Raw genomic sequence first — 23,981 nt, 5'->3', positions numbered from 1 at the left:
TGAGTGCTAACGGCGGGTAGGCTGTTGCGCATCGATCCTCACAGTGCCGCCACCACCGACTTCGACTCCATGAAGTCATCGACTGCGAGCCGGCCCAACTCGCGGCCCCAACCCGACTCCTTGAAGCCGCCGAAAGGCAGCGCTGCGTTGAGCATGTGGTATTGGTTGATGTAGACGGTGCCGGCCTGAAGGCGCGCCGCGGTCGTGTACGCTCGCGACAGGTTGGTCGTGAACACGCCCGCGGCGAGGCCGTACGGACTGTCGTTCGCCTGCCGGATAACGTCGGACGCGTCCGTGAATGGCATGGCGACAAGCACCGGGCCGAAGATCTCCTCACGCACAACCGACATATCGGGGCGCGTATCGGTCAGCACGGTCGGCTTGACGAAGTAGCCTTTGCTGCCGTGCCGCTCGCCGCCCGCGGCGATCTGGGCGCCATCGCCCTTGCCCGCGGCGATGTAGCCAAGGATGCGGTTGAGCTGCTCGTCGCTCACTAGCGGACCCATCTGGGTCGTGCTCTCGGCGCCGGGGCCAAGGACTATGCTGTTGGCGTAGTCGCTCACCCCGACCACGACTTTGTCGAATATGGATTTCTCGACGTAGAGCCGCGAGCCGGCGTTACAGGCCTGTCCGTGATAAGCGAAGATCGCATTTGCCACGGCCGGGATGGCGGTGGTGAGATCCGCGTCTGCGTAGACGATGTTCGGCGACTTTCCGCCGAGCTCGAGCGAGACCTTCTTGAGGTTGCCCGTGGCGGCGTGCACGATTTTCTTGCCGACCTCAGTCGAGCCGGTGAACGTGACTTTGTCGACGTGGGGGTGTGCCGTCAGAGCGGCTCCCGCGTCGCCGTAGCCGGTAACAACGTTGAGCACGCCGTCTGGAAGTCCGGCCTCGCGCGCTATCTCCGCCAAGCGCAATGCCGCGAGCGGCGTTTGCTCGGCCGGCTTGACCACAACCGTGCATCCGGCGGCGAGAGCCGGACCGAGCTTCCACGCGCACAAGAGCAGCGGAAAGTTCCACGCTATGACGACGCCCACGACCCCGACCGGTTCCTTCTGCGTGAACGCGAGGTACTTCTGCCCGAGCGGAATAGAACTTCCTTCCACCTTCGTCGCCCAACCCGACATGTAATGGAAGACGTCGGCGGCAAAGGGGATGTCGCCGTGACGAGCGACCGAAAACGGCTTGCCGTTGTCGAGCGTCTCGATCATCGCCAGCTCGTCGGCATTTTCGAGGATCAGATCGCCGATCCGATGGATGACCTTGCCCCGCTCCGATGGGGTCATGCGCCTCCAAGGTGCGTCGTATTCGAAGGCCTTGCGCGCGGCGCGGACGGCACGGTCGATGTCCTCCGCGCCACCCTTGGGAACGGTTGCGAGCAGCTCTTCGGTCGCCGGGTTTATGGTGTCGAAGGTTTCGCCGGATGCGGCAGGCACCCATTCACCGTCGATGAACATCCGGTGAGAGCGTGCTGCAAACTCAAGAGCACGCAATGAGGAGGAGGAGGTCTGCTTCATCAACATCATATCCTTCAACAGTCCCAACGGGCCACGGGTGTCGGTGACCTTCTGGTGGAATTCATCGTCCGCTGTAGACCGGTGCACGCTTCTCCATGAAAGCCTGACGGCCCTCGAGACGATCTTCGGTATCGCGCAAGTGGCCCCAGGCTAGTTCGCTCAACTGCATGCCGAGAGCGGGAGGCGCGCCCTCGGTCTGCGAAGCAAGCATCTTGATAAGCTGCAGCGACAGAGGCGCTTGCCGGGCGAGAGAGGCGCTGTAAGACCGACTAAGAACAGCGAATTCCTCGGCCGGAAAGATCTTACCGACGAGACCGACCTCGACAGCACGCATTGCCGATAAGCGCTCTCCGGTCAGCAGCAGATGCATGGCCAGCCCCCGCGGTAGCCAGCGGAAGATGTTCCAGACGCCGCCTGCTCCGGGCAGACTGCCGATCGACACTTCGGGAAGACCGAACTGGGCCTTGTCGCTGGCAATGATGAGATCGCACTGAAGCGCAAGTTCAAAACCGCCGCCAAGGCAGTAGCCGTCGACAGCAGCGATGAGCGGCTTGCGGCGCGGTACGTTGGTCAAATCCAGGAGCCGGATATAGAGCCCCATCCGCGATGCCGAATCGAGGCCCTTCCCGTAAGCCTCCGCGTACCGCGGACCATCAGTCCCGACCGAGGAGAGGTCGGTTCCGGTGGAGAAGGCGCGCCCTCCGGCTCCAGTCAGCAGCACGACCCTGACGTCCGGTTCAGCGTCACAGCGAGTAAGAGCATCACGCAATGCTTTAAGGTGATCGATATCGAGCGCGTTGTGCTTTTCGGCGCGGTCGATGGTGACGATCGCTAGTCCAGCTTCGATGTTTGTGCGAATTCCCATGGGCCCCTCAGACACTGACGCTCGAGAGGGAACGACCGCCGCAAACATAGATCGTCTGCCCAGTGACGTAGTCATTGTCGGGCTCTGCAAGGAACAGAGCCAGGCGCGCAATGTCATCGGGCCGGCCAATTCGCTTGCGCGGCACCGAGGAGCGCAGATTTTCTTGCACTTTGGCGTCGAACCCGAGGAAAAGCGGTGTTTCTATAATGCCGGGCGCAATGGCGTTGACAGTCACGCCTTTGCTGGCGAATTCGAGGGCAAGGCTGCGAGTGAGACTGACGACGCCGCCCTTTGCAGCTGAGTAATTGCTCTGTCCGAACCCGCCAAGCCAAGCGCGCGACGAGATATTGATGATCCGCCCCGCCCCCTGCTCGAGCATGATGGGGGCGACGTGCTTGCAGGCCAGGAATTGAGATCGCAGATTGGTCGCAATAACGAGGTCCCAATCTTCCTCTTCCATGTTCACGATGCGCTTGTCGCGCACGATGCCGGCGTTGTTGACCAGAACGTCGACGCGGCCGAAGGCCGTTCGCGTTGCCTCGACAGCCTCCTTCACGGCCGCACCTTGGGTGACGTCGACCTCCAGAGTGAGAACGCTTGTTTCGCCCGCGTCCTCCGCGAGCCTTTCCTTCGCGTCAGCTAAGGCGGCGCTATCCCGATCGAACAGCGCAACGTCGTAGCCATACTGTGCAAAATGCTTAGCGATGCCGAAGCCTATGCCGCGAGCGCCGCCTGTGACGATGACAGATCTCTGTTCCATCATCACACCGCCAGCACGTGAACTGATGAGGCAGCGTGATCGACGCCGGCGATGCCGCCGCCGGTGCACTGAGTGACGCCGACGCGCGCACCCTCAGCTTGACGGCCTTCCGCCTGGCCTCGAAGCTGCCAGACGATCTCGACCATCTGAGCGACGCCAGTCGCGCCGAGTGGGTGTCCCTTGGCGAGCAGCCCGCCACTCGGATTGACCGGCACGCGACCGCCGAGACTTGTCGCGCCGCTCTGAAGGAGCGACGCGCTCTCACCGGGAGCACAAAGACCGAGCGCTTCGTAGTAGATGAGCTCGGCAATCGTGAAGGCGTCGTGCAGTTCGACGACGTCCACTTCGCTCGGGTCGACGCCGGCTTCTTCGTAAGCCAGCCGTGCCGTACGCGCGGTTATCTCGCCATCGAGAATGTCTCCACACCCGAGTTCTTGGTGACCCGACTGCACAGCGGAACCGAGAATGCGCACTGGCTTGGCGCTATTGGTCGGCTTGCGGGTCGTGAGAACCACGCACGCCGCGCCGTCAACGACCGACGGACAGCATTGCAGCAAGGTCAGCGGCTCCGCGACCTGACGCGAGGCGAGCACCTCCTCGACGGTCACTTCCTTGCGCTGCTGCGCATACGGGTTGCGACTGCCTGCGGCGCGATTCTTCACAGCGATTTCAGCAAGGACCGACCGCGGAAGATTGCGCTCATGCAAATAACGTGTCGCCCTCATCGCGTAGACCGATGGAAGTGTCAGGCCTTGAGCGGCGTAGAGCTCAGTTTTGTAGTCATTGCGCTGAAGAGGGATGGTGCCGCCGCCAAGCTGGCTAAGCATTTCCACGCCCCAAACGACGACCGTATCGTATTTGCCGAGCTGCAATGCCATCCGCGCCAGATGCACGGCAGTCGCACCGCTGGCACAGGCATTCTCCACGTTATAGAGCGCAGGCCCCGTGATCCCGAGGTCGCGAACCAGAACCTGGCCGAGGATCATGCCTCCAAAAACATTGGCGCTGTACATCGCCTGAATGTCTGAAAGCTTGATCTCTGCATTGCGCACGGCACCGAGAACGGCTTCCTGCACGAGGTCCTGTATCGAGCGGGTGTGCCGGGCGAAGGGCGTCATCGCCGCTCCGGAAATGTAAACCTCACGCATTACGCAGCCCCCGCAGCAGGAACGAACACGAAGCCCGATGCGTTGTCGCTGGCCGGCCGACAGCTCAATTTCATGCCGATTGCAACGTCTGTGAGTGCACACTCGAGCCGGCCCAGGACCCGCACCTCCTGGGGGAAGTCGGCCATTGCGAGCACGAAAGGTGCGAGACCGGATTTTGGATTCGGATGAATGACGGTGAAGCTGTAGAGCGAAGCGTGCCCGTGAATCTCGAGATCTTCATATTGCGAGGCAGAAGGGGCGGTCGCGGGCAGACGCGGGAAGACTCCCAAACCGGTTGTTCGGCTTTTCGACGCGAGAAGGGTCATCTCACCGAACTCGTCTGCTACAAAGGCATATCCAGCAGGCATTACAGCTCCGATCGTCAGAATGATTGCCTTAGAGTGGCAGAAACTTCTTCCGCACGTAGGCCCCCAATTTCTCATTGCTGAATGATCTATAGTCACTCTGGTTTGGTATTCGCCTCGCCAGCCGCCAACGAACCGAAGTAGCGCTACTTCGGTCAGGACAATTCTTGCAGATGTTCAGCACGATGATTGCCCACCGAAACTGTCCGCTGCGTATTGCGCCGGCGCAATGACGCCAGTCATGACGACCGAAGCAATGTTCAGACCGTTTGCGGATGAAGAGGCGCTGCTAAGAAGCGTTTGTCCTGGCACTAAATCCAAACGCCTAAATTGCTGCGAACCGTTTCATGACCTCGAGCCCTCGAGCATCAGAGGAATGAACTGCCGCTCAGCATAGACAAGCGGACGCAGCTTGCTGTTCATGTTGATGTCCGCAATCTCGCCGAGGACGATGGCGTGATCGCCGCCGGGGACAACTTCGGATAGACAGCACGCGACTGTGATGGCACTCCCCTTGAGCAACGGCAGTTTCAAAGGGCCTTCAGTCCAATCAACACCGTCGAACTTGCCTAAGCCCTTACCGGCGAAACACCGTGCAAGCTTCTGCTGGCCGTCGGCCAGAACGTGGATAAGGAAGCGGCGCGTCGCACGAATAGCCGTTAGGGTATCCGAGCGGTGGTCGAAGCAGGCGAGCATGAGGGCGGGAGTCAACGAAAGAGGCGTCACTGCCGACAGAGTAGCGCCTGTCGGACTACCATCCCGGGCAAGCGTCGTGATGACCGTTACCGCGGCCGGCATCGCAGCCATGGCGCCCTTGAATACATTCGGGTCGATGCTGTTGCATTCGACGACAAAGTGAGGATCGAGGATGTGGCTCATACGCGTTCCCTCTTTGGCATCGGTTTCTCGGCCAGGGCTTCCGGCCGAGCACAATGGGAGACCATCCTTAATGTGGCGGATCTGGCGACGATTTCGTCGGACGGCGTGTCGGCCCCTCTCATCCGGCAACTGCCAGAACTGCTTGTCGGCGAACGATCACATCGACCTGCCCAGCCATGCGTCCGAGCGATTTCTCGATGTCTGAGTGCTTGAGGCCGTGAATGTGCAAGGGAAGATCGTCCATGCCTGTTTTCTCAATCTGCTGCCGTAGCTTAGGGGAAAGCCAACAGCTCGCTGAATTCATCTTCCGCCGCGCAACGCGACAAAAGGACCGTATTCCGCGTATTTTGTCAGGTCAATAGGCAGATTTCGGGTATAGTGACATTTTTTTGAACACGATCCGCCGTCCCGAGGCGGCAAAAGAGGGCCGGATGGCAAAAAAGCTTACGATTACAGACTACTTGCGACTGGCAGCTCCGCTCTCGGACGTTGACCGACAAATCGTGTCGATGCTGCAAGCGGACGGACGCCAGTCGTTCGCTCAGATCGCTCGCGACGTAGGCATCGCCGAGAAAACGGTGGGCCAACGCGTGCGGCATCTCCTCGACGAAGGCGTCATCCAGATCACCGCGCTCACCGATCCCAGAGTGCTCGGGTATGGCGCAGCAGCGCTCCTCGGCCTCACGACCGATCCCAAGGTGCCGGCTTCACGGATTGCGGAGGCGCTGAAGAAGATTCCCGCGATCGACTACGTCATTATCGCAACGGGACGTTTCGCTTTGTATGCGGAGATCCTGTGCTCCGGCATGAGCAAGTTGCAAGAGACGATCGAGGCCAACATCGGCCCGATAGTAGGAATCAATTCGATCGAGGTCTTTCCATATCTAAACCTGCACTATCAAAACGCGCATTTTGCTTCCGCGCGAAGCAAAAGCGAAGCGCATGAGGGGATTCGTCCGCGCGAACTCGATCAGACCGACAAGAATATCGTGAGAGCGCTCAGTCGAGATGGGCGTGCATCCTTTCAGCAGATCGCCGATGATCTAAATATCTCGGAAACCCAGGTCCGCACGCGTGTGAAGCAGCTCACCGAGTCGCGAATCCTCGAGGTGATCGCACTCATCAATCCTATGGGTTTTGAATACCGGAGCATGGCCTTGGTGGCATTGCGCGCAGCACCAGGCCACCGGGTTGCCGAGCTTGCCGATGCACTGGCATGCCTGCCCAATACGACTTACGTCGCGATTTGCGCGGGCCGGTTCGACATCTTTACGGAAATCATTTGCAGGTCAGAGCACGAGCTGCTGGAGATTATCGACAATGAGGTACGAAGCTGGCCGTCGGTAGCCTGCGCGGAAGTGTCGATTTACATCGACCTGCACTACAAGCGCCTCACACCCATCCGCGACGACGATGCTCAGTTGCTCGGAACTGCCCGGTCTACTGAACGATGAGACGCGGACCGAACTTCTCTCATTTGGCTCATCAAATTGGAAGAACGAGGATCAAAGTCTCGTCTGGTCAGGGAAGGTGTGCGACACGTGAGGTCCACCGTTGAAAGTCGATGCTGAATCGCCAGGTCGACTTACGCTCTATCTGCCGGTGGATAAACAAGCGTCAATGTCTGCTAAGTGTCGATCGCTAACCGAAAGAGCGGAGATAGTTGCCAAAACTAGACGTTGGACCACGGAGATGTGCTGAGCGGGTGCATGTTGTTTGTCTCTCCACCAAGGATAAGCATGCACGGCTGACAAGCACACAGTTCGCATGCCCTCGGGTAAGGGCAAGCTAATCGGGGCTGAGGCCGATCCAGGCGTGGTCGATCCGAACCAAACTTCAGATGCAGGGCGAGGCACTCTGTTCAACTCGCCATGGCCTGACGCAATACAACAGTAAGCAGACTCGGTCGGCAATAGCCTCCGCCTCGCCGATCATGCGCGCGATCGACTTCCGCTATTGGGATCAAGCGGCCTAAGCGCTTCTGCGAAGTCCGTCTCCGACGACGCATTGTGAATTACGACCTTCGCTCGTTGCCGGACTCGCTTTTGCATCTGCGCCGTTCGATTCTGTCCGTGGTGAGTTGCGTGACAAAATCAATTGCATGTATTTGACCCTGGAATTAGCAACCCAAGTCTGCTACTCAGAATAGCAGTAGCAGTCAAAATTATCCAATATAATCAATAGCTTATGTCCCCGTCCCCTACGGGGCGCCAATCCGTCTTCGACGGCGTTTTTGCAAGTAATTTCAACGCTTTGACTTCAGTAGGCAACTTCCGCTGGGCACTCAATGTGACCTAGCAGGAGATGAGAGAATGTTGCCTAAAATCGATCGAGCGACAAGACGTCAAACGATCTCTGTTAGCCGTATGGCCTCGCGCCGAAGAGAACAGAGGCACCCTGACGACATACTCAACGCCGTCATCGATTCCGCTGCCAACGACAATGATGACCTCGCATTCGTCATTGCTTGTAGCGCCGTCCCGATGGAGGCCCATCAATGATGACTTTTGTCTTTGCGGCCTTCGGCACCGCTCTGTGGGCAATCATCATTCTCTCGATTGTGAAGAGCTTCTGAACCCCAGCGCGGCTTCTACGGCTCGTGATTGGCTTGTCGGTAGTTGGAGCCAGTCGCGTCGCTCACATCGGCGATTGGGAGGTCTGGACTGCATTCGCAGCCATCGGATTCGTCATTGGAGAGATATGGGCTAGACGACCCCGCCCTCCTCAAGCGTTGCCGCCCGATAACGAGCGATAGGTCTGAGTAAGAAGCAGGGGTAGCTAAGGCTATCCCTGGCTTCACACGGAGAAGCGAACGAACTCCTTCCGAAGAACTCCGTTGTCGAGGCAAAAACTCGAACCTATGGAGTTTACAGTTTTCCGCGCTGTCCAATGGGTTACTGGATAAGTAGCCGTTCGTTCAAACTGCCATCTTCGGAGCAGATCAAGTTCAGTGTAGGTTGTGAGATCGGTACCCTTGGTGTCCGTCTCGCTGATCTCAGAACAGATCGCTGATGTGTTCGCGACGATCTTTCAGTCGACGTTCCTCTATTTGACGCTGAAGGATTGCTTTCAGAAGATCGCCTTTTGTCTTTGTCTTTGGCAGTTCGCCAAGGAACTTCCGTGCTAGTTCTTTCGCATCGGCGATCTTCAAAGCTTTGTCTTTTTCGATCCGCTTTACGACGGCTTCGAATGACGCGTTATCTTCCTTCGTTGTCGCTAGTTCGGAAAGAAAGCGATCTATAGCGTCGTTATTGAATGCTTCTCGTTTCTTCTTTTCAGACGCCACTTTCTTGATCAACTTATCAAGAGCAGGCTTTATCGCCCGTCCGAATTCCTCGACGGAGACCTCTCCGATCTGGTCTAGCATTTCCAGCAATGCCAGGGCGTCGGAGTTCCCTTCGGCAGCTCCGATTAATCTCTCCCGCAAGTCTTTGACTTTCACGATACCAACGCTCTCTTATCTTGGCCGGGCATCACATAAACGTCCGAACGGTCTATCGGATTGGTCCAGCGCAGACGCTCCCCAATCGACTGACCAAGCTCACGGAACATATCTCGCGCCGCCCGAACTGAGGCAGACTTCCCGTCAGAGCTGAAAAGTATTTCGCTGCCGCCAGCTTTAGCAAGTTCTTGGCGCTGACAGATTGGGGTGCTGGTTAGAAGTGGAACAATGCCATTGTACATCGGCGGAATTTGCCGTTCGAGAGACTCAATGAATGTCTCTTCCAAAGGGCTGTAGCCAGTGGACGCAGCAATCATCGACGGCACTACGCCGAGGACCTGAAGCTGAGGATTGAGCTTCATTCGGAACTGCTGAATGGCTGCGAGAGTGTTGAGCGTCGCATTGAGCGATTGGCCGTCCAGAATTGTCGGAACTAGGACGTGCGTGCTGGCGGTGAGCGCGTTGACTACGCCTGTGAGCAATCGCGGCGGCGCATCAATCAAAACCATATCAAACCGAGTCGCTTCATCTGTCTTGAATGGAGACGACTGTAAATAGTCGCTCAGATTGAAGCTTGATGGCGATCTAAAGGGACAACTTCGCCCATAGCCACAACCACCGCCACTATCACGAAAACCTGGACAATCTAGCCTCGGCCGACGTCTACTTCGGACGGGGACCTCGCATCCTCGAATGACGCGACGACATCAAGCGGCGAACACTCGAACTACGACGCCAACAGCACTTCAACGCAGCAGCCGAGCCATAATCGTTGACATTCTCTAGACTATTGGTCTAATTATTCGCCATGACGACACCGTCACGCCGTCGCGGCCGACCGCTGAAAGCCCATGCCAGCTTTAGCCAGACACGGGAAGATCTCATCCGCGTCGGCATGGCGATCCTGACGGAAAAGGGGTTCTTGGCTGCGGGTCTCGACGAGATCCTTTCTGCGGTCAATGTTCCCAAAGGTTCTTTCTACCACTACTTCGAGAGCAAGGAGAGGTTTGGCGCCGTGCTCATCGAGCGCTACGCTGCCTACTTCGCGGGCCGTATCGATAGGTTTTTGTTGAACGCGGAGTGCTCGCCACTGGAGCGGCTCAAGGAATTCACGCGTGACGCCGAACGCGGCATGGCACGGCACGGTTTCCGGCGCGGTTGCCTAGTCGGCAATCTCGGCCAGGAAATGGGCGCTCTTCCCGATGGATACCGACGGCAGTTGAGCAGCGTCTTCAAAGACTGGGAAGCGCGAACAGCGAAATGCCTGGAGGGCGCCAAAGACGCAGGAGAAATCGCTGTCGATGCCGACTGCAAACAACTCGCTACCCTCTTCTGGATCGGCTGGGAGGGCGCGGTGTTACGTGCCAAGCTCGAGCAAAGCGCCAAACCGCTAAGGATATTTGCCGATGGCTTTTTTGCCGTCGTCCAAAAATGAGCGTGTTTTTTGCCCTTTTCTAGACGGTTGGTCTAATTAAGCCGCGTAGCCAGTGCCACCCGAACAACGCTGCGACTGAAACGGAGGAACTGATCATGGACACGACAGGACAGCCGATCATGATCGGAAACGGCATCGGCAGCAGCTGTCTTGCAGCGAGCGATGGCCGCTTGCCGATGGCGTGGCGCGGTTTCAGTGGTTGGAGGAACAGCCTATTCGGCGATACGCACACTTACGGCGAGGAAGGCGTGCGCTTGGACACCAGGCAAAAGGCGATCATAGAACGTTGGTCGCAGGAGATCTCGAAGGGCGCGGAATTCGCTATGCCGGTGTCCAAATGAGCGAACTCGCCTTCGACTATATCGTGGTTGGCGCCGGCACAGCCGGTTGCCTTTTGGCCAACCGGCTGTCTGCGGACCCATCGCGAAGCGTGCTGCTCCTGGAAGCGGGCGGCCGGGATTCCTATCCGTGGATTCACATACCCGTTGGTTATCTCTACTGCATCGACAATCCGCGGACCGACTGGTGTTTGCGCACCGAACCCGATCCAGGCCTCAACGGGCGCAAGCTCCTCTATCCGCGCGGACGTACGCTTGGCGGCTGCTCGTCAATCAACGGCATGCTCTATCTGCGCGGTCAGGCCAGGGACTACGATCAATGGGCCCGCCTGACCGGCGCTAACGAATGGTCGTGGGAGGCCTGCCTTCCCGACTTCAAGGCACACGAGGACTACCACCAGCTTGACATCGATGCTCGCCCCCGGCTCAACGGTACTGCGACCGAAATCCAGCGCCACCACGGCCACGGCGGCGAATGGCGCATAGAAGCGCAGCGTCTCCGCTGGGAGATTCTCGATGAGTTCGCGAACGCAGCCGTGCAAGCCGGGATTCCGAAAACCGATGACTTCAATCGCGGCGACAACACGGGCGTGGCTTATTTCGAAGTTAATCAGCGCAAAGGCTGGCGCTGGAGCACGGCAAGCGGCTTTCTGAAACCGATCGAAAGGCGCAAGAATCTCACGGTCTGGACCAACGCGCAGGTCAAGGGCGTGACGCTTGGGCGAGATTCCCTCGGTGCCCTCGTTTGCAAGGGCGTCGAGTTTGAATCGAGAGCCGCGCCCGTGAAGGCCGTCGCCCGGCGAGAGGTTGTGCTCGCTGCCGGTGCCATAGGCAGCCCACAACTCCTGCAACTCTCTGGCATCGGCCCTGGCATGCTCTTGCAGAAGCACGGCATCGCTACGGTGCAAGACTTACCGGGTGTTGGTGCCAACTTGCAGGATCATCTCCAGCTGCGCACAGTCTACCGGATCAACGGGGCGAAGACTCTCAATACCTTGGCGTCCTCGCTCTGGGGCAAGGCGACGATTGGCCTCGAATATGCGCTCACTCGCACCGGGCCCATGAGCATGGCGCCCTCACAACTTGGAATCTTTACCAGGAGCGATCCATCTCAGACTCACGCCAACATCGAATTCCACGTCCAACCGCTTTCGCTGGAGGCCTTCGGCCAGCCCTTGCATTCGTTCTCGGCCGTTACGGCAAGTGTCTGTGGCCTCAATCCGACAAGCCGCGGCACGGTTACGATAGCCAGCCCGCGCTCGCAGGATGCGCCGTCGATCATGACCAACTACCTATCGACGGAAGAAGATCGCAAGGTCGCCGCCGATGCGATCCGTGTCGCTCGCCGGATTGCATCGCAACCCGCCCTTACGCGCTTTGCGCCCGAAGAGGTCAAGCCCGGCAAGGCCTTCGACACCGACGAAGCACTTGCAAAGATAGCGGGCGACATCGGCACCACCATCTTTCATCCCGTCGGCACCGCCAAGATGGGCAGATCCGACGATCCGCTCGCGGTCGTGGACTCTCACCTTCGTGTTCGCGGCGTGAAGGGGTTGCGTGTCGTTGATGCCAGCGTGATGCCGACAATCATCAGCGGTAATACCAACAGCCCAACGCTGATGATCGCCGAAAAAGCAGCCCGCTGGATCGCGGCTGGCACTTAAAGGGAGCCCCCCCAAGGCCAGTCACAACGATCATGCTCTCCGATGGCCCGCTCGAGGTCATGAACGTCATCGGGTTCTCCCGTGGTCTTAGGCGGACCGTGCTGCACGACGGTGCTCGCATCCTGCAGCGCCGAGGAAAGATCAAGCAACGAACCCTCGATCAGCATCCTCGCTGGAATATATCCGCATGAGCTTCAGCCAGATGAGCGAAACCCGTTCTCGGATCAGATGCTCAGCTGTCCCGAAAAACCTGACGACGGACAGGCCAACGTCGAAACTATCCGATTGTTTCTTTTGATCTTCCTGGCAGAAGCGACATTGTATCTGCCGCCCCACCGGTGCTATAGTGCTTCGGTCTCAATTTCAGTTCGCAGACGTTTCAGCAGAACGTTGACCCACGACGAGAACCCTCGCCATAGTCATGATCGATAATATCTTTCGGCCAGTCAGTGTCCGCCGCGGCTTCGAGGAAGTCTTGGAGCAGTTTGAAGGTGCCATTCTGGAAGGGCATCTGTCGGCTGGTGACCGACTGCCTCCTGAGCGGGAGCTGGCGGCGAAGTTTGGCATCTCCAGAAATTCCGTTCGCGAGGCTTTACGTGTCTTCGAGGCTTTAGGCGTCGTCAAAGTTCAACGTGGCGCGGAAACTGGTGGATCAATAGTTCGTCGCGAGCCGGGTGACGCATTTGTTCAGCTCTTGAAGCTTTATTTGCTTCTGAAGCACATTTCGATCGAGCATGTCGTCGATATGCTTATCGTTATATCCTCCTGGGCGGCACGCAAAGTCGCTTCCTCGCCGAAGCATGAGGAGATTGCTGCCGACCTAGGCAAATTCGTAACATCCATGAAGAAGTCGGGCCAAAAGCATGAGTCTTATGATGAGATTGATGCAGAATTCCATGTGGCCGTTGTCGCAGCCGCAGGAAATGAGCTCGCCAACTTGGTCATGGAGGGCTGCAGTAGTGCGCTGAGGCGGTTGATCCGTGCTCCATTTGCCGAAAGCCCAGTATGGGACTCCATACACAACCAGCGCGTTAAGGAGCACAGCAGAATCGTTCGGGCGATAAAATCCGGCGACGCAAGTGGCGCCGAGAATCTCATGCAACGCCATATACGGACGTGGAGCGACCGAGCGATAGAGGTCGCGCGTCTGAACGAAATTCCCCTCACTTGATAACAAGGCGCCTTAGTAGGGCATCATAGAATCGCGTCGCTTGTTCGATCCGCGATACCTCGATGTACTCGTCGCAACAATGAGCCAAAGCCGGGTCACCTGGCCCCCAGATGACGGTCGGCACGCCGCCAAAGGCGGGCGTCAGAGCCGACGCATCGGTAATGTAAGGGGCGGCCTCGATGGCCGGCGTTGCTCCGGTCTCCGATTTCACGATCTCAAAGATATCACGGACAAATGGCCCTCTTGGGTCCGTCCATATCCCGGAAAGATCGGCGAGAGTATCAATACGTGCGCCCGTCGCGGTTAGAGCCGCTTCAAGGGCGTCGCGAATGTCCGCATGCCTCATCGTTGGCAGCGTGCGAATGTCGACCTCGACGAAAGCGCGATCAGGAACCGAATTGATGTTCGCGCCGCCACCGATCTTACCGATATTGAGCGTTGCGCAACCCATCAGCGGATCGAGGTCGTCGGGCAGCTTCAGCGCCCGCAACGCCTGAACTGCGTCAGCAATCTTGTGAATCGCATTGACACCAAGCTGCGGCGTCGAGCCGTGGGCGGCAACCCCTTCCGTCTCCGCCCGCACCCACAGCACGCCCTTGTGAGCGATCACCGGCCTGTTGTTGGTTGGCTCCGCGAGCACAAGTCCGCTGACGTTCCCGAGCACGCCAAGCTTAGCAAGATGAAGCGCGCCCTGGCACGCCGTCTCCTCTGCGGCAGTAATGACAAGGAGAACGCCAGCGGTGGACTCGAGTTCGCGTCGCAATCCAGCGACAGCGCTGACAAAGGCTGCGATTCCACCCTTCATGTCTGTGGAGCCGCGACCATAGACCCGGCCGTGCACAATATCGCCGCCGAACGGATTGACCGACCATTCCTGATCTCCGAGCGGGACGACATCGAGATGCCCGCTAAATCCAAGTGGCGGCCCGAGATCCGACCGGCCCAATCGGGCGAGAAGGTTTGGCCGCCCCGGACCATATTCATGATACTCGACGCGGAAACCTGCATCAGTAAGCCATTGGCCAAGATCACGCCCGCAGGCATTTTCAGCTTGAGGCCCGGTGATAGAGTTGTAACGCACCAAGCGGCTCGTCAAAGCCACCGGATCCAACAAAGTATTCATGCTTAGCGCTCCATTGAGGCAGGTGGGGCAGTCAGCCGTTAGAGCGTTGCCGGAATCCCGTAAGAATGATTTGCATAGAGGAGAGGCAAGCCCGGCTTGGAAAGCTTCAAATCCGCCACCTCGCCGATGAAGATCCAGTGCGTGCCATACTGCATTTCGCTCTTCAGCTCGCAGTCAAACGCGACCAGCGCGTCCGACAAAATAGGCGAGCCCGTCTTGAACGTATGCCAGTTCGCGTATTCAAATTTCTTATCTGAGTGCACCTGGGATCGACCTGCGAAAACATCCGATAGCTCCGCGTGTTCCTCGCGCAAGATGTTGACACAGAAAACGCGATTACGATGCACGGCTCCGGCTGCATGGCTCAGGTGATGCATGCAGACCAGGAGCGAAGGACGAACGCCATCGGCGGAGACTGACGTCAAGGTGCTGACGGTCGCTCCTCCCCGCCCCGCTGGTCCGTCCGTCGTTACCAATGAGACCGTGCAGGCTGCTCTACTCATCCCTTGAAGAAAGAGATCTTTTGTCATTGGCCGTCTCAAATTGGAACCAGCGGATAGAGGCGATATTCGTAACAACGCGCGTGGCTTCGAGCGCGTGTCAAGCGGCCTTGCCCCGCTTCGGTTCGATGGAAAGCTCCGGTATCACAGCATCATAGTACGGGAGTGAATCGACACGCGGCTTCCACCGCCCATCCGCAATGCATGCCTTCACATGGCGTGCGATCTCTTCGAGCGGCGCAAACCAAACATTGCCGCGATCGAGCATCTCCTCGATCATTTGAGAGACGCGTACACACCGCGCGAGCCTGCCCGACACGAAGGGATGCCAGACCGTCACCCAAAGGCCGCCGTGGGTCCACATGGCGTCAAATTCCGACATGAAGACATTCATCGCTTCATCCGGCGCTTTTATCGGCATCGAGTAATGCATATCGGGCAAGTGGGTGTAGTGCGGCCAGTCATCCATCGCCCAGTGAGTCGGCAACTCGACAACGTCGCCGGAGACCGTCCGGAGAATGTAGGGAATATCATCACCCATGAGACTCGAATCGTAGATCAAGCCATTGCGTGCGAGATACTCAGCGGAGCACTGGGAGAAATTGTACAGCGGCGCGCGCCAGCCGCGCGGCGCCTGTCCCGTTGTCCGTTTGATGATGTCGATCTGCTTTTCTAGCCAAAACAACTCCTCTTCTGGCGGGAGCTGGTTAGGATTCTCGTGTAAGTAGCCGTGAGCAGCGATTTCGTGGCCATCCTTCAGAATCATCTCGACGAGCCGCGGATAGCGTTCGATGCACCAAGCCGGATAGAAAAACGTTTGGCGAATGTTGAAGCGACGATACATTTCGAGGATGCGAGGTATCGCGACCTCATCGTATTTCAACCACGACATTGTCGAGACGAGCTGTGGCGCGCGCTCCTTATGCTCAAGATGCAAGATGCAGTCGGTGTCAATGTCGAACGTGATGGCGCAAGCGCAACGCGCGCCATTTGGCCACGGAACGGGATTTTGAATCATGGGCGTTTCTCCAAGAAAGTCAGGCAATTTGGGGCGTCATGGCGCGACAGGGGCTAGCTACTTAGCGGGATCGCCGTAGCCCGCCTTTATGAGTTCGCCAAACAGCCCGCAATCGACATGCGCCGCGATGTCGACTTTGGTTTTCATGACGCCGAGCTTTATCCACCAGTCATTGATAGTCTTGAGGCTGTCGAAGATTTGTCCCTTCTTCTGACCAGCCGGCATTTCGCCGTCGGCTTGACCGCAGTAAGTTGCCGCGTAGGAAAACGTGTCGACGTGGAGTGGACCGTCGGTTCCTGAACCGGTCGACCCGATCGTACCTGTCACGTCAGCGAGCGTAAATTGCAGAGCCTTGGCCATAATCGCGTTGGCCTCAGCCGGATTCTTCCTCCAGTAAGCGACTCCGTCCCAATAGGCCTTCATCGCCTTGACCGCGATCTCGCGTCGCTGCGATAAAAATTTATCCGACATGTACATGGCGTCGGCAACGATCGCCGCTTTCTGCAAGTCGGGATCGAGGGTGCTATACACTACGCTCGAGCCCTCGAGTTGTTTGAGAAGTTGGCTCGACCACGGCTCGAAGAGATAGCCGACCTTGATATCTCCGGTGATCATAGGGGCGACTGTCTGCTCGGGGCCGATGCTGACCCATTTGACCTTGTCCACTCCGACGCCGTTCTTCTCGAGCCACATACCCATCATGATCTGGCCGATGAATCCTTCTTGAACAGCAACTTTCTGACCAATGATTCCTGCAGGGATGTCGACGCCGGGCCGGATTAGAATCTTGTCGGCACCATAAGATGCGGTGTGACTGGCGACGATCTTGAGAGGCAGTTTATTTTCCGCGGCGACCGGTGCGTAGTCGACCGTGCTGTCGACGACGTCGATGGCCCCGGCCGCCAAAAGGGCTTGGCTTTGCAATGGATCACTCATGATAGTGATTTCAATGTCGAGGTCCGGAGCGAGGTTTTTTTCCTTCGCTAAGTACCAAAAGCCGTAGCCGGCCCAGGGGTAAGCGAGGCCTATTTTTACGCTCTCTTTCGCAATCGATGGTGCCGCGCCAAGCAGTATTCCGACTGCGGCCAGGGCAAATGTTTTACCGATGCTGAGGCGCGACATAGCAAGTGGGGTGTCAAGCATGGGAACTCCTCTCTGTTGGAAGGGCGACCGGATTCACTGAAGCGTGGTGGGGCTGTCCGCCCGCATCGTGCAGCGGATCTTGCGTTCGAGCGCGATAAAGGCTGGTGTAGTCCTGAGGCTTTCCTTGTCGCCTGCGTTCTTTTCGAGGGCAGGCTCTATGACTTCGCGAATGCGTCCCGGGTTCCGGCCCATGAAGACAATTCGGTCGGCGAGAAGTATGGCTTCCTCGACGTCATGCGTAACCATGATGACCGTGGTTTTAGACTTGGCCATGACGTCCGACATGAGGTCGTGCATCTGCCAACGGGTCTCGGGATCCAGTGCGCCGAATGGTTCGTCCATCAGCAGCACCTCTGGTCTGTTCGCGAGCGTCCTTGCAATTGCGACGCGCTGCTTCATCCCACCCGAGAGTTGGTAGGGATAGGCATCCATGAACCGTTCCAGGCCGACAAGCTCTATGAAGTGCCGCGCCTGACTGGTTCGTTCCTTTCGAGGCATTCCCCTCAACCGCATCCCATACTCGACGTTCTTACGCACCGTGAGCCAAGGAAATGAAGTGTAGGTTTGGAAGATGAGCCCGCGGTCGCGGCCTGGGCTCGTGATTTCACGACCTTCGGCAAAAATCCGACCCGCGGAGGGAACTTCGAGACCCGCGATCATCCTCAGAAGGGTTGATTTACCGCATCCTGATGCCCCAAGCAAAACGACGAATTCGCCGTCATGGATTTTCAGGGATATGTCTTGGAGGGCAGTGGTCCGGCCCATCCTGGATGTAAACCATTTAGAGACGCCGACGATGTGTAATTTTTCTCTCGTGGGCTCCGTCGATGACGGAGTGGGCATTGGCGGTGAGGGCGACATGGCATGTTCCTCCATCTCAAGTTCCTCCGCGTTCGTAGGGAAAGAGAAAGCGCTGAGCGCAAGCAAATAGGAAGTCGAAGACAAGCCCGAGAAGGCCGATCATCAGGATGCCTGCCATGACTTCGTCTGTGCGAACGAAGCGGCTGGCCCGCATCATCATCGCCCCGATGCCGTCGGTCGCCGCGACGATCTCGGCGATGACGAGATAGGTCCAAGACACCGCTAGTACCTGACGCAAGGCGATAAATATGTTTGGTAGGGCTGCGGGAACCACTACGGTCCATAGGATCTGTCTGGAGGTTCCGCCCAGCGTCAGTGCAGTCTCGACGAGTTCAGTGCGCACGGCCTTGGTGTAGTCCATCACGAGTGTGATGAGAAACCAAACGACGCCGAGAAACAGCAACGCCAGCTTCTGGGTGTCGCCGGTGCCGAACCACATCAATAGCAGGGGCACGAACGAGGGCGCGGGCAGGTAGCGCCAAGCTGCAACAATAGGATTGACTAAGGCTTCGATCGGACGGAACGCTCCCATGACAATGCCGAGGGGAACAGCAACGAGGCAGGCGGCGAGGAAGCTCTCGAGCACACGAACGATACTGGCTGTCACGTCGCCGATGAAATCGCGTTCGGCAAACAGCCTGTATAGCGCCGACACGACTGCTGCTGGACCTGGGAGCACCAAGCTCGACATTGATCCTGTCTCGGCGAGAAGCTGCCAAACGGCAAGCAGCACACCCCAGCCCACAATGCCTAGTAGTAACGTGGTTGATCGCGGTAGCACCGCACCGAACTTGAACACACGCAATGGAGCATCTTCGTCCTGCTCCATGCGGGAAAGGTGTTCGGGTGTTGTCGTTGTTTGTTCCGGAGGGATCTGCACTGCAAAGGCCATTTCTCGCTCTCAAATCCAGAGTACTGGCGGGCTTGATCCCACCCGGATTTCCCCTTCGCTTAGCCGGACTCTCACTGCGCAGTAGGGCTCAGCTGAACTACCGACCCAATCCCGGCACGGGCGGTCGTCTGGCGTCAGCGCTCTTAGTGAGGCGCCGACGCCAAATCCGTCGGCTAGGCTAGCTCCGGAACGTAGGCAATGGCCTCAACCTCGATCAGCAAGTCTGGGTAACCCAGTCCGGGGATCCGAACTGCGGTTCCACAAGGCCCGGGCTCCTTTAGGAACTCGAGGCGAACCCGCGTCATTCGCTCCCAATAAGGCGTTAGTTCCTCGTCGGGACCGTCAAAGACATAAAAGGTGTTGAACTTCACGATGTGGCGCATCTCGGCGCCAGCTTCTGCAAGTACGTTTTTGATGGCCGTGAAGACGTTTCGCGTCTGGAGTTCGATATCGCCAACGCCAATGGTCCGGCCCTTGTCATCCGCCGAAATCTGGCCACCGACGTAGATAAACGGGCCGCATTTCCAGCCCTGGGAAAATGGAACTGGCATCGACCAGTCCCAATGCCCTGCAGGCATCAAACGCTTCGCCGGTGTCCATCGGCTTGCAATTGTGTTCATACTAGTTCGTCTCCTCTCTCAGAATCAGTCAGTCGTGTATTGATCGAGTCCGGTTGCCTCGCGGATGAGCCGTGTCGCAGCAGCGACATCGTAAGATTGGTAGACCTGCTGCCGAACCGTCGGCGGCGGAGTCGAGTTGACGTTCTCGAACAACGCCACCCGTGCGGAGTGGGAACTGCAAGTCAGATCCCACACGAAATTCATGAGGCGATTCTTGCCGCGGCCAGTTATGTGATGACCCGGGAGGAACTCATCGACCCATTTGCCGATGTCGGCACGTTCAAGATCCTTGGCCGTAAAGCGGCTCACCAATCCTTGCCCGCACAGCTCACGCACGATCTGCATAACGACGGGCAATTGGGTAATGGCGTAGAGGCGTCCCGAGGTGATCAACGCTCGATCGGGGACGTACACTCCATGAGGACTCTGAGCGCCCTTTTCTTCTCCCGCAAGAATGAAGGCTTCCAAGGCCGAAGCATAGCTGTAAACTTCCGCGACCTGGGCGCGGACTTGGGGAATTTTCTCGGTTCCAAGGACGTCGACGATCAACTTGGCCGTCGCTGCAAAATATTGCGCGCGACGTGCCATGCGCGCGAGGATAGCCCAGTGGGCCAGCAGACCGACATCCAGGTAGTACGCCAGCGTTGCTTTGTTGCGGAAGCTGAACACATGCTCCCAAGGAATGAACACGTGATCAAAAATGATCAGGGCGTCCACTTCTTCTCCGAGATGGTTTATCGGGTGATCTTCCGCGCTGTCGGCAGCGCTCGTAACCTGCTCGCGGGCGACAAACGTTATGCCTTTGGCATTCATGGGTACGTAAGCCCATAAGACCGCGTCCGGATCCATGTTGGGACTGATCAGGGTTGCGACGCCGCCCCAGTTTCCCATGCTCGCGGATGAGGCCACGGGCTTTGTGCCATAAACCGTAATGCCCTCAGCTGTTTCCTTGACGCAGCGAAGCCGGCCAGGATTCTCAGCATGCGGAAGCGATCTATCCGCTTGGGCGTCCGCGATTAAGTCCGTGCTAAGAAGATTGTTCTCACGGCCGAACTCGATGAATTTCTTGATCTTTGCCGACGCATCCGGCTCTGCACCTTCAATAAGGTGCATTGCAGCTAGAAAGCCCATTGCAAGCGTCGGACCGTAGTCGGGCGGCCGGCCGTAAACGCCAAATGTTTTGTCGGTGCTGAATTCGAGCAGCCTGCGGCGCTGAGCGAGATCCTCTTTCGAAGTTGGCACGAGCCACCCTGTGCTCGCTCGCGCGCCGAGCTGGGGATCGAAGTAGGTCGTTATGTCTTGCGTTGCGGGGTCGTGCTGCGCATCAAATAGCTCCGCCCACAGGTCGACCGAGCGGCGAAAGAGAGGATGCGTCGTTACGTCGGCGATCTCGTCACCTCCGTAAACAACGCGCCGTCCGTCTCGAAGGCTCGCGCGAAACTCGTCTCCAGTTTTTAGATAGGGCGAGCGGCCAGCCGCCGCTTTTTTTTCACCGACGTTTTTCACCATATGGGCTCCCCTGGGTCATTGGTTCTACCATTGACCCAGTAGAAGGCTTCGTCAATACCCCAGCGAGGCTGAATATTGAACATTTCGAGCCGATTTTTTGTGCACTGCGCGACGTGGGAAAGCGACGGCGAGCTCGATAAGATGCCCACCAAATCCTTCATCAGGACATGACGAGGAGGACGCCGTAGTCGGGCATCAAGGGCGAAGCTTGTTGGGTCGCAGTCGTCAGGACTTCGTGTGCTTGCGAAATCGTCGAGCTCATTGCACGAGCGAACGGCTTGCAAAGATTTGGGCCACCAAATCAAGATGTTCAGGCGGAAGTCTTTCAGGCAAACCACCCGCCGGGAGACGACGGATCGCCTCGTCAACAAGGTTCTGCGCGGTTTCCCGGGTGACCGGATTGCCCGCATGTTCGCAGTACCATTTTTTGCGATCCTCACCACTGAGATGGTCAGGCATGCTCGGCACATAGGGCCAAACATAAATCGGGGTATCGGGCTCAATCCTCCAACTTGCCGCTAGCGTGCCCGTGTCCAGCGCATCAAACCCGATCTCATCCATGAATCCGGCGACGATGCTTTTCGCTTCTTCGTCGTCGCCGGCAATCGGCAGCGTAGTGCGCTCAGGATGCCTGTGCGGACGGGCGTTGGTAAGCAGGTGATGGAAGTCGAGATTGAAAAGTGCCTTGACCACCGTCGAGCCTTTGATGTGCTGCTGGACTAACTCGCTCGAGGTCAGTTTAGCCTCGTCGAGAATAGGGATGTGGTCATCACCGGTGGGATAGTAGTTCATCGTGTCGATAACAATCTTACCTTTGAGCAAGTCGCCCTGTAGGCTTCGATAGGCGCTCATCGGGATTGCGGCGATGACAATGTCGCCAGTCACTGCAGCGTCTGCGACAGTCGAAGCGGTGGCGCGCGGCCCGAGGTCAGCAACAAGGCCACGCAAACTTTCAGGTCCGCGCGAGTTGCTAAGTAAGACGTCGATGCCGGCAGCAATTGCAAGTCGCGCCAAGGTGGTTCCAATCATTCCAGTGCCAATGAGTCCGATCGTCCGTGTCACAGTCCTACTCCTATTTGGTCGCGCCTTCTCAGGGCAGCCCATCTCGCGCGAAACCGCGCAGAAGAATTTTGAGATGCCACTGAATCTGAGCGGCTGCAATGTGCGAAGCTTTCGTCGTGGTCCAGCATGACCAGAAACATCCCAGCCCTCCCCAGCGTGCCGCGACGCGTCATCGGCGCCCCAGCGGCCATTGGCTGTTGCAGGATGCGAAGGCGCGCTTCAGCGAACTTGTCACGTGTGTGCACAGCGAGGGAGACCGCAGCATGCCACGATGCATGGGCGGGCCGAAGTCGTAGTGATTTCGGCGGAATAGTTTCGCCGTCTGAATGGTGACGCCCTCATCGCGGCGCTCGCAGCATCGCCTCATCGCGATATTTATTTGCAGCCAAGATGCTCGACTATGCCCCAGCGTAAGGTCGAGTTGAGAGTGGGGTGGCTTCTTGACACCAATGTCTTGCCGGAATTGCGCAAGCCGAAACGCGACGCGAAGGTGTCGTCGCCTTCGTGTCGTCAAAGGCGTTGGTGGACCTCTATGTGAGTATCGTGACGTTTGCCGAGATTCGGTTTGGCATCGAAAGCATCGCCGATGCGGTGAAACGCTCAGACCTCAATGCTTGGCTTAGTCCCAAGCTCCGGCCGATGTTTGACGATCGGGTTCTGCCGGTTTACGAGGACTTGATGTTTCAATGACGGCTGCTGGCGGAAAAAGGCGAAAAGTCGTGCACACGTTCTCGCCGCCGGACTTGTTGATCGCGGCAACGCCGCTTTGCCAAGGGCTTACCGTTGTTACGCGCGATGCGGTTGATTTTGAGCGGGCCGACGTTCCAGTGTTGAACCATTGCAAAGCCGATTGAGGACTACTGACTCGGGTGAGATGCCTCTGACCAGGCGAGAGGCCGGCGCACGGGGGAATTCCCCGGGCGCCGGCGAGTCGTTTCAACGCGTCGTGCCGTTGGCGTCAACTTGTCGACGGCGTTCGGCAGGAGATGGGTGAGCTTATCCGTCATCTTCTCCGCCGTGATGCCGGCCTTGTCGGCCAGCCCCTTGAGGGTGTCGGCACCAAGCACTTTCTGCAGCTGCTTGCGCCGACAAAGGGACGAAAGCTGCATTTGCAGATTTGAAGGGAGCGATTGATCGGATCGAGAGCGCCTTCTCTCGGAAAAATCCGAAAGACGTTCTTCGGATGACAACGTCCTTTTATCAGATGTTATTTGAGATCGCCGAGAAACCGGTCGCTTGGAGCGTTGTCCAATCGCTTAACGCTCAGATAAATCATCTTCGCGCGATGACAATTGCTACGCTGGAACGCGCACAACACGCCATTGCCGAAATGCGCGCGCTACACAAAGCGATTTGCCAGCGCGATAAGAAAGCTGCCGCGGCGGCAAGCTTAGAGCACATCCAGCGTGTCGCTGAACTGGCTCGCCTAGCAATCGAGAAATCGGAATTCTGAGGGCAGTCGCGAGCGTTTCAACTCCCGCTCAGAACTCCAAACTTCGAGTTCGAAGGAAGCGCTCGCGCTCATTTCGGCACTGGATTTTGCTCCTGATATCTGCTACTCGAAAGAGCAGTAGCAGGACAAATTATCATTAAAAATCAATTGCTTATTCCCCGCCCCCCCCCCTACGGGGCGCCAAGATCCTTATATTTCAAGGCCTTGTGTTCCCGA

The 23,981-nt window shown here is 57.8% G+C and carries 26 protein-coding genes; 7 read left to right on the top strand and 19 right to left on the bottom strand.

The annotated features are described in order from the left end of the window. Nucleotides 1–38 precede the first annotated feature (38 nt). The 7 genes from K2Q04_RS02945 to K2Q04_RS02915 form a co-directional block, all read right to left on the bottom strand. Complete coding sequence (locus tag K2Q04_RS02945) at nucleotides 39–1,604, bottom strand: aldehyde dehydrogenase family protein (protein ID WP_366935735.1); 1,566 nt, start codon at nucleotides 1,602–1,604, stop codon at nucleotides 39–41. Next, nucleotides 1,579–2,382 carry an enoyl-CoA hydratase-related protein gene (locus K2Q04_RS02940; protein ID WP_291158996.1) on the bottom strand — a complete coding sequence of 268 codons (804 nt, stop codon included), beginning with the start codon at nucleotides 2,380–2,382 and terminating at the stop codon, nucleotides 1,579–1,581. The genes K2Q04_RS02945 and K2Q04_RS02940 overlap by 26 nt, the downstream gene beginning before the upstream one ends. Before the next feature lie 7 nt (nucleotides 2,383–2,389). Beyond that, nucleotides 2,390–3,142 (bottom strand): SDR family NAD(P)-dependent oxidoreductase, encoded by a 753-nt coding sequence (locus K2Q04_RS02935; protein WP_291158993.1) that lies wholly within the window; start codon nucleotides 3,140–3,142, stop codon nucleotides 2,390–2,392. A gap of 2 nt (nucleotides 3,143–3,144) precedes the next feature. Continuing rightward, entirely contained in the window at nucleotides 3,145–4,290 is a 1,146-nt protein-coding gene (locus K2Q04_RS02930; RefSeq protein ID WP_291158990.1) for a thiolase family protein, read from the bottom strand. Next, nucleotides 4,290–4,658: an OB-fold domain-containing protein gene (locus K2Q04_RS02925; RefSeq protein ID WP_291158987.1), complete on the bottom strand. Its 369-nt coding sequence runs from the start codon at nucleotides 4,656–4,658 to the stop codon at nucleotides 4,290–4,292. Before K2Q04_RS02925 ends, K2Q04_RS02930 begins: the two co-directional genes overlap by 1 nt. A gap of 342 nt (nucleotides 4,659–5,000) precedes the next feature. Beyond that, the gene (locus tag K2Q04_RS02920; RefSeq protein ID WP_291158984.1) at nucleotides 5,001–5,534 is read right to left on the bottom strand and encodes a flavin reductase family protein; all 534 of its coding nucleotides are present in this window, start codon (nucleotides 5,532–5,534) and stop codon (nucleotides 5,001–5,003) included. Nucleotides 5,535–5,652: 118 nt separating this feature from the next. Beyond that, nucleotides 5,653–5,778 carry a hypothetical protein gene (locus tag K2Q04_RS02915; protein ID WP_291158982.1) on the bottom strand — a complete coding sequence of 42 codons (126 nt, stop codon included), beginning with the start codon at nucleotides 5,776–5,778 and terminating at the stop codon, nucleotides 5,653–5,655. 187 nt (nucleotides 5,779–5,965) lie between these two features. On the opposite strand from K2Q04_RS02915, the gene K2Q04_RS02910 reads away from it, so the two are divergent. After that, complete coding sequence (locus tag K2Q04_RS02910; RefSeq protein WP_291158980.1) at nucleotides 5,966–6,988, top strand: Lrp/AsnC family transcriptional regulator; 1,023 nt, start codon at nucleotides 5,966–5,968, stop codon at nucleotides 6,986–6,988. 1,541 nt (nucleotides 6,989–8,529) lie between these two features. On the opposite strand, the gene K2Q04_RS02905 is transcribed toward K2Q04_RS02910, so the two are convergent. Both K2Q04_RS02905 and K2Q04_RS02900 read right to left on the bottom strand, forming a co-directional pair. Beyond that, complete coding sequence (locus K2Q04_RS02905; RefSeq protein ID WP_291158977.1) at nucleotides 8,530–8,976, bottom strand: hypothetical protein; 447 nt, start codon at nucleotides 8,974–8,976, stop codon at nucleotides 8,530–8,532. Next, nucleotides 8,973–9,485, bottom strand: a complete 513-nt coding sequence (locus K2Q04_RS02900; RefSeq protein ID WP_291158974.1) for a ParA family protein — start codon at nucleotides 9,483–9,485, stop codon at nucleotides 8,973–8,975. The genes K2Q04_RS02905 and K2Q04_RS02900 overlap by 4 nt, the downstream gene beginning before the upstream one ends. Nucleotides 9,486–9,784: 299 nt before the next feature. On the opposite strand from K2Q04_RS02900, the gene K2Q04_RS02895 reads away from it, so the two are divergent. The 4 genes from K2Q04_RS02895 to K2Q04_RS02880 all read left to right on the top strand — a co-directional run bounded on the left by K2Q04_RS02895 (nucleotide 9,785) and on the right by K2Q04_RS02880 (nucleotide 13,584). Continuing rightward, the gene (locus K2Q04_RS02895) at nucleotides 9,785–10,411 is read left to right on the top strand and encodes a TetR/AcrR family transcriptional regulator (RefSeq protein ID WP_291158971.1); all 627 of its coding nucleotides are present in this window, start codon (nucleotides 9,785–9,787) and stop codon (nucleotides 10,409–10,411) included. Between the two features lie 95 nt (nucleotides 10,412–10,506). After that, nucleotides 10,507–10,752 carry a hypothetical protein gene (locus K2Q04_RS02890; RefSeq protein ID WP_291158968.1) on the top strand — a complete coding sequence of 82 codons (246 nt, stop codon included), beginning with the start codon at nucleotides 10,507–10,509 and terminating at the stop codon, nucleotides 10,750–10,752. Beyond that, nucleotides 10,749–12,413, top strand: a complete 1,665-nt coding sequence (locus K2Q04_RS02885) for a GMC family oxidoreductase N-terminal domain-containing protein (protein ID WP_291158965.1) — start codon at nucleotides 10,749–10,751, stop codon at nucleotides 12,411–12,413. The genes K2Q04_RS02890 and K2Q04_RS02885 overlap by 4 nt, the downstream gene beginning before the upstream one ends. 421 nt (nucleotides 12,414–12,834) lie before the next feature. Then, entirely contained in the window at nucleotides 12,835–13,584 is a 750-nt protein-coding gene (locus K2Q04_RS02880) for an FCD domain-containing protein (protein ID WP_291158962.1), read from the top strand. Here the strand turns inward: K2Q04_RS02880 and K2Q04_RS02875 are convergent. The 9 genes from K2Q04_RS02875 to K2Q04_RS02835 all read right to left on the bottom strand — a co-directional run bounded on the left by K2Q04_RS02875 (nucleotide 13,577) and on the right by K2Q04_RS02835 (nucleotide 22,312). Beyond that, nucleotides 13,577–14,707 carry a M20 family metallopeptidase gene (locus K2Q04_RS02875; RefSeq protein WP_291158960.1) on the bottom strand — a complete coding sequence of 377 codons (1,131 nt, stop codon included), beginning with the start codon at nucleotides 14,705–14,707 and terminating at the stop codon, nucleotides 13,577–13,579. The two genes, K2Q04_RS02880 and K2Q04_RS02875, sit on opposite strands and share 8 nt — an antisense overlap. 38 nt (nucleotides 14,708–14,745) lie before the next feature. Continuing rightward, a complete protein-coding gene (locus K2Q04_RS02870; protein ID WP_291158957.1) occupies nucleotides 14,746–15,237 on the bottom strand; it encodes a flavin reductase family protein in 492 nt (163 codons plus the stop codon). Nucleotides 15,238–15,307: 70 nt separating this feature from the next. After that, nucleotides 15,308–16,225, bottom strand: coding sequence for a polysaccharide deacetylase (locus K2Q04_RS02865; RefSeq protein WP_291158954.1), 918 nt, complete (start codon nucleotides 16,223–16,225; stop codon nucleotides 15,308–15,310). A 57-nt stretch (nucleotides 16,226–16,282) separates the two neighbouring features. Further along, complete coding sequence (locus K2Q04_RS02860) at nucleotides 16,283–17,368, bottom strand: ABC transporter substrate-binding protein (RefSeq protein ID WP_291158951.1); 1,086 nt, start codon at nucleotides 17,366–17,368, stop codon at nucleotides 16,283–16,285. A 33-nt stretch (nucleotides 17,369–17,401) separates the two neighbouring features. Then, the gene (locus K2Q04_RS02855; RefSeq protein ID WP_291158948.1) at nucleotides 17,402–18,133 is read right to left on the bottom strand and encodes an ABC transporter ATP-binding protein; all 732 of its coding nucleotides are present in this window, start codon (nucleotides 18,131–18,133) and stop codon (nucleotides 17,402–17,404) included. Between the two features lie 112 nt (nucleotides 18,134–18,245). Continuing rightward, on the bottom strand, nucleotides 18,246–19,121 hold the full coding sequence (locus tag K2Q04_RS02850) for an ABC transporter permease (protein ID WP_291158946.1): 876 nt from the start codon (nucleotides 19,119–19,121) through the stop codon (nucleotides 18,246–18,248). Nucleotides 19,122–19,294: 173 nt separating this feature from the next. After that, a complete protein-coding gene (locus tag K2Q04_RS02845) occupies nucleotides 19,295–19,741 on the bottom strand; it encodes a RidA family protein (RefSeq protein WP_291158943.1) in 447 nt (148 codons plus the stop codon). Between the two features lie 24 nt (nucleotides 19,742–19,765). Further along, nucleotides 19,766–21,250: a 4-hydroxyphenylacetate 3-hydroxylase N-terminal domain-containing protein gene (locus tag K2Q04_RS02840; protein ID WP_291158941.1), complete on the bottom strand. Its 1,485-nt coding sequence runs from the start codon at nucleotides 21,248–21,250 to the stop codon at nucleotides 19,766–19,768. Nucleotides 21,251–21,508: 258 nt separating this feature from the next. Then, complete coding sequence (locus tag K2Q04_RS02835; protein ID WP_291158938.1) at nucleotides 21,509–22,312, bottom strand: NADPH-dependent F420 reductase; 804 nt, start codon at nucleotides 22,310–22,312, stop codon at nucleotides 21,509–21,511. Nucleotides 22,313–22,816: 504 nt separating this feature from the next. On the opposite strand from K2Q04_RS02835, the gene K2Q04_RS02830 reads away from it, so the two are divergent. Beyond that, nucleotides 22,817–23,002 carry a hypothetical protein gene (locus K2Q04_RS02830; RefSeq protein ID WP_291158936.1) on the top strand — a complete coding sequence of 62 codons (186 nt, stop codon included), beginning with the start codon at nucleotides 22,817–22,819 and terminating at the stop codon, nucleotides 23,000–23,002. A gap of 167 nt (nucleotides 23,003–23,169) precedes the next feature. On the opposite strand, the gene K2Q04_RS02825 is transcribed toward K2Q04_RS02830, so the two are convergent. Beyond that, nucleotides 23,170–23,421 (bottom strand): YidB family protein, encoded by a 252-nt coding sequence (locus K2Q04_RS02825; RefSeq protein WP_291158935.1) that lies wholly within the window; start codon nucleotides 23,419–23,421, stop codon nucleotides 23,170–23,172. Nucleotides 23,422–23,429: 8 nt separating this feature from the next. On the opposite strand from K2Q04_RS02825, the gene K2Q04_RS22165 reads away from it, so the two are divergent. Then, nucleotides 23,430–23,765, top strand: a complete 336-nt coding sequence (locus tag K2Q04_RS22165; RefSeq protein ID WP_366935734.1) for an FCD domain-containing protein — start codon at nucleotides 23,430–23,432, stop codon at nucleotides 23,763–23,765. Nucleotides 23,766–23,981: the final 216 nt, after the last annotated feature.

It is taken from the genome of Hyphomicrobium sp., assembly GCF_019753045.1.
GTDB lineage: Bacteria > Pseudomonadota > Alphaproteobacteria > Rhizobiales > Hyphomicrobiaceae > Hyphomicrobium_B.
Note: the sequence above shows the minus strand (reverse complement) of the source record. Positions and strands in the feature narration are given on the sequence as shown.

Bases quoted from the DNA above. Each gene is read 5' to 3' on its own strand.
- K2Q04_RS02940 (WP_291158996.1), bottom strand. From the start codon at position 2,382: ATGGGAATTCGCACAAACATCGAAGCTGGACTAGCGATCGTCACCATC.
- K2Q04_RS02935 (WP_291158993.1), bottom strand. From the start codon at position 3,142: ATGGAACAGAGATCTGTCATCGTCACAGGCGGCGCTCGCGGCATAGGC.
- K2Q04_RS02930 (WP_291158990.1), bottom strand. From the start codon at position 4,290: ATGCGTGAGGTTTACATTTCCGGAGCGGCGATGACGCCCTTCGCCCGG.
- K2Q04_RS02925 (WP_291158987.1), bottom strand. From the start codon at position 4,658: ATGCCTGCTGGATATGCCTTTGTAGCAGACGAGTTCGGTGAGATGACC.
- K2Q04_RS02920 (WP_291158984.1), bottom strand. From the start codon at position 5,534: ATGAGCCACATCCTCGATCCTCACTTTGTCGTCGAATGCAACAGCATC.
- K2Q04_RS02915 (WP_291158982.1), bottom strand. From the start codon at position 5,778: ATGGACGATCTTCCCTTGCACATTCACGGCCTCAAGCACTCAGACATC.
- K2Q04_RS02910 (WP_291158980.1), top strand. From the start codon at position 5,966: ATGGCAAAAAAGCTTACGATTACAGACTACTTGCGACTGGCAGCTCCG.
- K2Q04_RS02900 (WP_291158974.1), bottom strand. From the start codon at position 9,485: ATGGTTTTGATTGATGCGCCGCCGCGATTGCTCACAGGCGTAGTCAAC.
- K2Q04_RS02895 (WP_291158971.1), top strand. From the start codon at position 9,785: ATGACGACACCGTCACGCCGTCGCGGCCGACCGCTGAAAGCCCATGCC.
- K2Q04_RS02890 (WP_291158968.1), top strand. From the start codon at position 10,507: ATGGACACGACAGGACAGCCGATCATGATCGGAAACGGCATCGGCAGC.
- K2Q04_RS02885 (WP_291158965.1), top strand. From the start codon at position 10,749: ATGAGCGAACTCGCCTTCGACTATATCGTGGTTGGCGCCGGCACAGCC.
- K2Q04_RS02880 (WP_291158962.1), top strand. From the start codon at position 12,835: ATGATCGATAATATCTTTCGGCCAGTCAGTGTCCGCCGCGGCTTCGAG.
- K2Q04_RS02875 (WP_291158960.1), bottom strand. From the start codon at position 14,707: ATGAATACTTTGTTGGATCCGGTGGCTTTGACGAGCCGCTTGGTGCGT.
- K2Q04_RS02870 (WP_291158957.1), bottom strand. From the start codon at position 15,237: ATGACAAAAGATCTCTTTCTTCAAGGGATGAGTAGAGCAGCCTGCACG.
- K2Q04_RS02865 (WP_291158954.1), bottom strand. From the start codon at position 16,225: ATGATTCAAAATCCCGTTCCGTGGCCAAATGGCGCGCGTTGCGCTTGC.
- K2Q04_RS02860 (WP_291158951.1), bottom strand. From the start codon at position 17,368: ATGCTTGACACCCCACTTGCTATGTCGCGCCTCAGCATCGGTAAAACA.
- K2Q04_RS02855 (WP_291158948.1), bottom strand. From the start codon at position 18,133: ATGGGCCGGACCACTGCCCTCCAAGACATATCCCTGAAAATCCATGAC.
- K2Q04_RS02850 (WP_291158946.1), bottom strand. From the start codon at position 19,121: ATGGCCTTTGCAGTGCAGATCCCTCCGGAACAAACAACGACAACACCC.
- K2Q04_RS02845 (WP_291158943.1), bottom strand. From the start codon at position 19,741: ATGAACACAATTGCAAGCCGATGGACACCGGCGAAGCGTTTGATGCCT.
- K2Q04_RS02840 (WP_291158941.1), bottom strand. From the start codon at position 21,250: ATGGTGAAAAACGTCGGTGAAAAAAAAGCGGCGGCTGGCCGCTCGCCC.
- K2Q04_RS02825 (WP_291158935.1), bottom strand. From the start codon at position 23,421: ATGCAGCTTTCGTCCCTTTGTCGGCGCAAGCAGCTGCAGAAAGTGCTT.